At 69.6% G+C, this 6,847-nt stretch carries 7 protein-coding genes; 2 read left to right on the top strand and 5 right to left on the bottom strand.

What is annotated here, in order from left to right; genetic code table 11:
* The 4 genes from VFN12_RS17575 to VFN12_RS05290 form a co-directional block, all read right to left on the bottom strand.
* Positions 1-715, bottom strand: a 715-nt coding sequence (locus tag VFN12_RS17575; RefSeq protein ID WP_414690010.1) for a helix-turn-helix domain-containing protein, incomplete at its 3' end; no start/stop codon positions are given.
* Entirely contained in the window at positions 663-1,748 is a 1,086-nt protein-coding gene (locus tag VFN12_RS05300; protein WP_325117560.1) for a glycosyltransferase family 4 protein, read from the bottom strand. The genes VFN12_RS17575 and VFN12_RS05300, both read right to left, overlap by 53 nt.
* A gap of 185 nt (positions 1,749-1,933) precedes the next feature.
* Entirely contained in the window at positions 1,934-2,749 is an 816-nt protein-coding gene (locus VFN12_RS05295) for an SGNH/GDSL hydrolase family protein (protein ID WP_325117559.1), read from the bottom strand.
* A gap of 171 nt (positions 2,750-2,920) precedes the next feature.
* On the bottom strand, positions 2,921-4,054 hold the full coding sequence (locus VFN12_RS05290) for a glycosyltransferase family 1 protein (RefSeq protein ID WP_325117558.1): 1,134 nt from the start codon (positions 4,052-4,054) through the stop codon (positions 2,921-2,923).
* Positions 4,055-4,211: 157 nt separating this feature from the next.
* Here VFN12_RS05290 and VFN12_RS05285 point away from each other — a divergent pair, with 157 nt between their 5' ends.
* Both VFN12_RS05285 and VFN12_RS05280 read left to right on the top strand, forming a co-directional pair.
* Entirely contained in the window at positions 4,212-5,582 is a 1,371-nt protein-coding gene (locus VFN12_RS05285) for a UDP-glucose/GDP-mannose dehydrogenase family protein (protein ID WP_325117557.1), read from the top strand.
* A gap of 76 nt (positions 5,583-5,658) precedes the next feature.
* Positions 5,659-6,444, top strand: coding sequence for an SGNH/GDSL hydrolase family protein (locus tag VFN12_RS05280; RefSeq protein WP_325117556.1), 786 nt, complete (start codon positions 5,659-5,661; stop codon positions 6,442-6,444).
* 29 nt (positions 6,445-6,473) lie between these two features.
* Here the strand turns inward: VFN12_RS05280 and VFN12_RS05275 are convergent.
* The coding region (locus VFN12_RS05275; protein ID WP_325117555.1) for a glycerophosphodiester phosphodiesterase at positions 6,474-6,847 on the bottom strand (374 nt) is incomplete at its 5' end.

The following is a 6,847-nucleotide window of genomic DNA, read 5'->3' as shown; positions in this document are numbered from 1 at the left end:
CCGGGTCCGGACGTCGCTGACCCGCCTCGATGCGGGAGACATAGGCCGTCGACAGGTCCGACCCCGCCACCTGGGACTGGGTCAGTCCCGCGCGGAGGCGCGCCGAGCGGAGCCGAGCACCCAGTGCGCCGGGGTCGATGGTCTTGGTGAGCTCGATCAGGTCAGGACGCACAAGCCAAGTGTGCCCGACCTGCCGATGACGTCGGCCCCGATTGACCGCAGTTGACAAGAAGACGCGCGAGTCGGCCACAGTCCCGCCAGGACGCGTTGGTCTCGTCGACCACGCACTTGCCGCCTGGTAGCTCGTAGGGCTGCCGGCCCAGGGACACCCGGCCGGCACAGAGTCGGCGCTCTTGAACTCCGCTGCCGTCAGCCGTGGGAACAGCTCATCGGCCGCGCCGAAGCGCTCCTGCCCCGCGACGAGGTTGTTGCACGATCCATCGACGGTGCGCAGGCCGTATGAGACCAGTGGGCCGGGGATCCGGTTCGGGCCGTTGCCCACCAGCGTGCCCGCACGGGTTCGCCGGCGGGTAGGTGGCCGCGTGATGCTCGGCGATCTCGATCTGCTCCAGGATGAAGGCCAGGTCGCCTGCCCGACCAGCGTCAGGAAGACGCTCCAGACCGCTGCATCACCAGCAGACAGGACGACGCCCCGCCCTCGCTCAGGCGGTCTGCTCCAGTCCCGGGAACGAGGTGCTCCGAGCGACGCGTCCATGGATGTCGAGCATGGCGGCCACTGCCGCGCTCCACGGGAACCGCATCGCGCGGCGCCGCGCGGCTCTGCGAGTTTCCGTGACCGGTCGGGCCGCGAGACGGTGGACGGCATCGGCCAACCCTGCGGGTGTGGCGGGGCCCCAGTCGCCGCACATCTCGTCGAGGAGTTCGCGTCCCCCTCCCGTGTCCGCGGTGACAACAGGCGTCCCGACCGCAAGTGCCTCCAGTATCGCCAAACCGAATGTCTCCCCCGGACAGGGTGAGATGGAGATGTCCGCGGCAGCCACCAAGCGGGAGAGTCGCCCCTTGTCCTCGACGTGACCATGAAAGAACACCGGCGCCCGCCCGACCAGACCCTCCAGTTCATCGCGGTACGGGCCGTCGCCGTACACATCGAGACGGGCTGGCACGCCGCGCCGGTGCAGCTCGACTGCGGCCGCTACTGCCAGGTGCGGACTCTTCTCCCGCGACAGGCGACCGAAGTGGACCAACCTCAGCGGACCGCCAGCACGGGGCATTCGTCCTGGCGTGGGGACGGTGTCGAGGTCGACGCCGAGCGGTACGCGGTGCAGCGGGGTCCCCACCGCGTGGGCCGCCTCCATGAACTCACGCTGAGCGAACCTGGACGTCACGACGACCGCGTCGAACTGCCTCACGAGCAAGGCGTTCAGGACACCCACCGTTCCCGCGACGCCACGGGTCAGCCCGGTACGCAACGAGATCATCGAGTCGAGACGTTCGTGCGAGAGCAGGACCGAGCCGACGTCTCGGCGGCGTGCCCAGCGCGTCACGGGAAGCAGGGTCGACTTGTCCGACACCTCGAGACTCGTGGGACCGAATCGCTCGAGGACGTCCAGGACCCGCCACGGCTCGACCAGGAGGCGGTAGCCACCGCCCACGCGAGGTGCCCTCAGCTCGGCGACCTCACCGTAGGGAGTCTGGCTGATCTGGTCGCGCGGACCTGGGACCACGAGCAGCCGAGGAATACCCGCGGCGGCGTACCCCCGGCCCAGGGCATCGACGGCCGTCTTCATGCCACCTGAGGTGGGGCCGACGAAGTTGGCCAGCTGTGCGATCCGCACGTTCAGCGCTCCCCGGTCTGGATTGGACGAGGCCGGCACGACTGCTCGCAGCATTGCATGAACGCGAGTCTGACCCGCTCGGATGAACGCGCGGTGACCTCCGTGCGTTCGACACGTAGACCAGCGAGCGAGAAGGATCACGTCATCTGGGTGCGCGCCCTCAGAGTCTCGCACTCGGTGGGCGTACGACGTGCCCTCATGCGATCGACGGCGTCGACCGCGGTCATGCGAATCGCCCAGGGCGCGAGGTCACGTGCGCGCCGTCCCAGCCAGGGCAGTCCCTGGCTTGCGAGCCACCACCACTCTTGCCCTCTCCTTCGCGCCACGAGACTCGGAACGTCCGGGCAGCCGAGGGGGTAGTCGTGGGCCTGCAAGGCACGAGCAAACGCTGCCGCCAATCGCCGGTGCCCGAGCTCACTGGGATGAAGGCGGTCGAGGCTCCAGAACCGGCGCTCGTACACCGCCGGCTCACCGGTCAGGTCGAGGCGGATCCCCCCGTAGGCAGCGTGGGCAGCGTCGTAGGCATCGTTGACCACCTCGATCCGCCTCCAGAGGGGTCTGCGGAGGACCGCTGGCAGACCGAGAACGCTGCCGTGGTCGTGAAATCTCAGAGTCATCACCACGGCGCCGGCGTCGGCAAGCCCGCCGATGCACGCCAGGATGTCGTCGCGCACGCGAACCGGGTCCCACGTCGACCGCATGGTGTCGTTCACGCCGACGACGACGGAGGCGAGTTGTGGCCGCAGGTCCACGGCTTTCGGTAGCTGCGTCGCGCGGACCGATGCAGCCGTCGCTCCTGAGACCGCAAGATTCGTGTAGGCCAGCCGATGGGTGACCGCCAGCTGGTCGGCCAGCAGTCGTGACCAACCCCGCCAACCGTCGGGAACCGAGTCACCGATTCCCACGGTGGTGCTGTCCCCCAGCGCGACCAAACTCAGCCTCTGGACCGTCACACGTGTCAAGGTGCCCGAGCGGGCGCCGGGGACGACGACCAACGCGTGGCATGTCCGGGAACTACTGGCGAACTCTGGACCGAGCAGCCCCATCCGTGCGCCTGACCTCGCCGTCAGTCCCGGCTCCGTCAACCCCGACCCGGTGACGAGATTCGCGCGCGGCGCAGCGAGTCAGGCGGCGAGGCCAGTGCCGTCGCGGCCGATCGCACCGCAGTAGTGTCGCGTGACCAGCTCGTCGACCACGTCCGCCCAGGTTCGGGTGGAGACCCGGGTGATGCCGTTGCCCGCGAGGGTCGCACGAAGCTTGCCGTCCAGCGCGAGCCGCTGTACGGCGGTGCGCAGCGAGCTTGCGTCTGCGGGGTCGTAGAGCAGGCCGGTGTGGTCGGGCCGTACCAGGTCCAGGGGCCCGCCCTTGGCGGGAGCAACGACGGGTACACCACTGGCCTGAGCTTCCTGGATCGTTTGGCAGAACGTCTCGTTCTCGCCGGTGTGAACGAACACATCCAGGGAGGCGAAGGCGGTGGCGAGCTCGACGCCGGTGAGCATGCCGGCGAACTTCGCGGCCGGCAGCTTCTTCTTCAGCCAGGTCAGCTCGGGTCCGTCTCCGATCACGACGAGGCGGATGCCGGGTAGGTCTGCCAGCTCCCTGAGTCGGCGGACCTGCTTCTCTGCGGCCAGTCGACCGACGTACCCGACGACGACCTGGTCGCCGCCCTTCTTGCCGAGCCGCGCCCAGGCGTCGTGGAGATCCCGGTCGCGATGCCCGGGACCGAAGAGGTCCAGGTCAACGCCACGTCCCCAGACGTGCAGGTTCGGGACTCCGAGAGCCTCGAGCTGTGCGTGCGCGGACCGCGAGGGCACCAGCGTGCGCGTCGAGCGCTTGTGGATGCGCGCGACCCACTTCGCGCAGGTTGCATCGCCCGGGAGGTTGTACTGGCGCAGGAAGCCCGGGATGTCGGTCTGGTAGACGGCGACTGAGGGGATCCCGAGCCTGCGCGCCGCGCGCAGGCCCAGCCAGCCGAGCGCGATCGGCGAGGCCAGGTGCACGACGTCCGGCCGGAACTCCGCGAGCGCCTGCTTGACCTGTCGGTCCGGCAGGCCCATCGGGAACGTCCTGTACATCGGCACGGCCACGGACCGCACGCGGACGACCCGCACGCCGCGGTAGTCGGCCAGGCCGTGGCCCGGCGCGATGATCAACGCCTCGTGACCGTTCTCGATCAGGTGGTCGACGACGTGACGGACGGAGTTCACGACGCCGTTCACCAGGGGCAGGAACGACTCGGTCACGATCGCTACGCGCATGACTCCACGGTGGATAGACCGGGTGAACAGCCAGTGATCCCCGGGCGAATGTCACAACGCAAGCGGCGGTCCAGTGGACCGCGCTGTACACCAGACGGCCATCCAACACCCACCTCGCAGGTGCGATCGCGTCAGATACGAGCGCTGGTCTGAGGCCATGACCCTCAAGATCAGCGTCATCGGCACCGGGTACCTCGGTGCGACACACGCCGCGTGCCTGGCCGAGCTCGGGTTCGAGGTGATCGGCGTCGACAGCGACGGCGGAAAGGTCGCCCACCTCAACGCGGGAGTCGCGCCGTTCGCCGAGCCGGGACTCGACGACCTGCTGAACCGCCACGTCAGCACGGGGCGTCTGCGATTCACCACCGACGTCAGCGAGGCAGCGGCGTCCTCCGACGTGCACTTCCTGTGCGTGGGCACCCCGCAGGCGGGCTCGGGCCTCAGCGCAGATCTCAGCGCCGTCTGGACGTGCACCAGGGAGCTGGCCCGACACCTGACCCGCGACTGTCTGGTGATCGGCAAGTCCACCGTCCCCGTTGGCACGGCCGAGCGGCTGGGTTCTGAGCTCGCGCGCTTCGCGCCGACCGGCATCCGGACGAGCGTCGCCTGGAACCCGGAGTTCCTGCGGGAGGGGCACGGCGTTCACGACACACTGCACCCGGACCGACTCGTGTTCGGCGTCGCCACCCCCGACGCCGAGCTCGCCCTGCGCACCATCTACGAGCAGGCGATCGCGGACGGCGTCCCGGTGCACGTCACCGACCTCGCGACCGCCGAGCTCGCGAAGTCGGCGGCGAACGCATTCCTCGCCACCAAGATCTCCTTCATCAACGCCATGACCGACATCAGTGAGCGCGCGGACGCCGATGTCGTGGCACTTGCCGACATCCTCGGGGACGACCCTCGCATCGGACGGCGCTTCCTCGACGCCGGTGTCGGATTCGGCGGTGGCTGTCTTCCCAAGGACCTGCGGGCGCTGTCGGCCCGAGCCTCCGAGCTCGGGGCACGTTCGGTGACCGGGTTGCTTCGCGAGGTCGACGCCATCAACCTGCGGGCCCGCACCAAGGTCGCAGAGCTCGCCCGCGAGCTCACCGGCGGCGACCTCGCGGGACGACGGGTCGCGGTGCTCGGTGCCGCGTTCAAGCCGCTGTCGGACGACGTCAGGGACTCCCCCGCACTCGACGTCGCGCGACGGCTGCACGCACAGGGAGCCGACGTACGCGTCTTCGACCCTGAGGCAGCCCTCAACGCCCGGGCCGTCGCTCCAGAACTCACCTACGTCGCCAGCCTGGAGTCAGCGCTCCGGGATGCCGACCTGGTGCTGCACCTCACCGAGTGGCCGCAGTTCGTCGAGATGGATCCGCACTGGGCAGCGTCGCTGGTACGGCGACGAGTCGTCGTCGACGGGCGGAACCGGCTCGACCCCGAGCGATGGACGATGGCCGGCTGGACCATTCAGGGGATCGGCCGCCCGAAGCGACAGCAGCCGGTGGCCACGCGCACTGCGGACGCCGCTGCCGTGATCTGACGTGCCGCTGAGCCGATCCCGCCCGTCGCCACGTCTCCCGGCGGCGCGGACTGGAGCCTCCGCGGTCGCGGCGCTGGTGGCCGTCACCTGCGGCTCCGTCGCCGCCTGGCAGCTCCTCCGAGCCCAGGCAGGACTGGCGCGCAAGACCATCGGGAAGGAACTCGGCGAGGAGGCACACAGCGCCGACCGGATCCACAAGAAGAAGTACGGCGACCGCATCGAGCTGCTCGTCCTCGGCGACTCGATAGCCGCGGGACTCGGGGCCGAGATGCCCCGACGGACACTCGGGTCACAGCTGGCGACGCGCCTGGCGAAGAAGACTCGTCGAACCGTGCGCCTGCACACCGCTGCAATCGTCGGCGCTGAGACCTCGATGCTGCGGGCACAGCTGGCCGGCCTGCCGACCGGCTACCGTCCAGACGTCGCCGTGATCGTCGTCGGCGGCAACGACGTCACACATCGGGTCCGCGTCTCCCACTCGGTCAGTCACCTCGCACAGGCGGTCTCAGCGCTGCAGGAGCGCGGCTGCGAGGTGGTCGTCGGCACATGTCCGGATCTTTCCGCGCTGGCGGCGGTGCCCCAGCCGTTGCGTGCCCTGGGCGGCAGAAGCTCGCGCCGGCTCGCCGAGGCCCAGCGCGCGGTGGTCACCGACCTGGGCGCCCGAGCCGTTTCCCTGGCCCACGTCGTGGGCCCGTTCTTTCTCGCCCAGCCGGACGAGATGTTCGCGATCGACCGATTTCATCCGTCGGGGGCGGGCTACCGCCGCACGGCCAAGGCGTTGCTCCCCAGCGTCCTCGCGGCCCTGGGTCAGGACGTGACGTTGCCATCTGGTCACTTCGGGCCGACGAAGTCCCGGCGCTGACCGACCGCTCCACGACACCAGGCGCGGGCTCAGCCGCGACGGAGGATGTCGCGCAGCACCTGGGGGTAGTTGGTGATGATGCCGTCCACCCGCCAGTTGATGGCGCGGCGCATGTCGGTGCCGGCGTTGACGGTCCACACGTGGATCTCCATGCCGTGGGCGTGCACCTGGTCCACCGTTGCCTGGTCGATCGCGCCCAAGGCCGGGTTGACCTGCTGAGCCCATGTCGCCGCGGCGGCGATGTCGACTGCGGTGGGCTTGTTGCCGTAGAGGAGCCCGACCGGTACGTCGGGCGCACGGTCCTTGTAGGCCCTGAGCCAGGCGTGGTTGAAGCCCTGCACGACGACACGGTCGGCTTTCAGGGCGCGGTTGAACGCCGGCAGCGACCGCAGTTCCTTGTCGA

This window comes from Nocardioides sp., assembly GCF_035703625.1.
Taxonomy (GTDB): domain Bacteria; phylum Actinomycetota; class Actinomycetes; order Propionibacteriales; family Nocardioidaceae; genus Nocardioides.
Note: the sequence above shows the minus strand (reverse complement) of the source record. Positions and strands in the feature narration are given on the sequence as shown.

Bases quoted from the DNA above. Each gene is read 5' to 3' on its own strand.
- VFN12_RS05290 (WP_325117558.1), bottom strand. From the start codon at position 4,054: ATGCGCGTAGCGATCGTGACCGAGTCGTTCCTGCCCCTGGTGAACGGC.
- VFN12_RS05285 (WP_325117557.1), top strand. From the start codon at position 4,212: ATGACCCTCAAGATCAGCGTCATCGGCACCGGGTACCTCGGTGCGACA.
- VFN12_RS05300 (WP_325117560.1), bottom strand. From the start codon at position 1,748: ATGAAGACGGCCGTCGATGCCCTGGGCCGGGGGTACGCCGCCGCGGGT.